Origin of the sequence: Streptomyces sp. TRM70350 (assembly GCF_019219825.1) — a bacterium.
Lineage (GTDB): Bacteria > Actinomycetota > Actinomycetes > Streptomycetales > Streptomycetaceae > Streptomyces.
Genome location: NZ_JAHUXH010000125.1, coordinates 1 through 508, shown reverse-complemented (window position 1 = coordinate 508; position 508 = coordinate 1). Strand labels below are relative to the sequence as shown.

The window sequence follows — 508 nt, the reverse complement described above, 5'->3', positions numbered from 1 at the left end:
AGGGTCCCGGTCCTTGGCGGGTGTGTCCTCGAAGGTGTCCGGAACGGGCTCGTTGACGATCATGTTGTGGGTGACCCTCCGATCTGCGGGGTGGACGGTCGCAGAACCGTGAAGATGTGCGCGGGCCTGTGGCCCGGCTCAAGGCGCACATAGTTGGCCCTGCCCCAGTGATAGGTCTCGCCGGTGAGCTCGTCGCGCACCGGCATCGACTCGTGCCAGTCCAGGCCGAGTTGCGGCATGTCCAACGAGACCGTGGCCTCCTGGGTGTGGTGGGGGTCGAGGTTGACGACCACCAGAACCGTGTTCGACCCCGACCGCTTGGAGTACGCGATCACCGCTTCCTTGTCGGTGTGGTGGAAGTGCAGGTCCCGCAACTGCCGCAGCGCGGGGCTCTGCCTGCGGATGGCGTTGAGCCGGGTGATGAGGGGGGCGATGGTGTTCGGGTCGTCCCAGTTGCGGGGCTTGAGCTGGTACTTCTCCGAGTCGAGGTACTCCTCGCTGCCCTCCT

Annotated in this window: 1 protein-coding gene; it reads right to left on the bottom strand. The window is 65.9% G+C overall.

All coding sequences use genetic code 11. The features are described 5' to 3' along the window. Window positions 1-59 precede the first annotated feature (59 nt). On the bottom strand, window positions 60-508 hold a 449-nt coding region (locus KWI83_RS37870), incomplete at its 5' end, for a DUF3459 domain-containing protein (protein WP_218518898.1).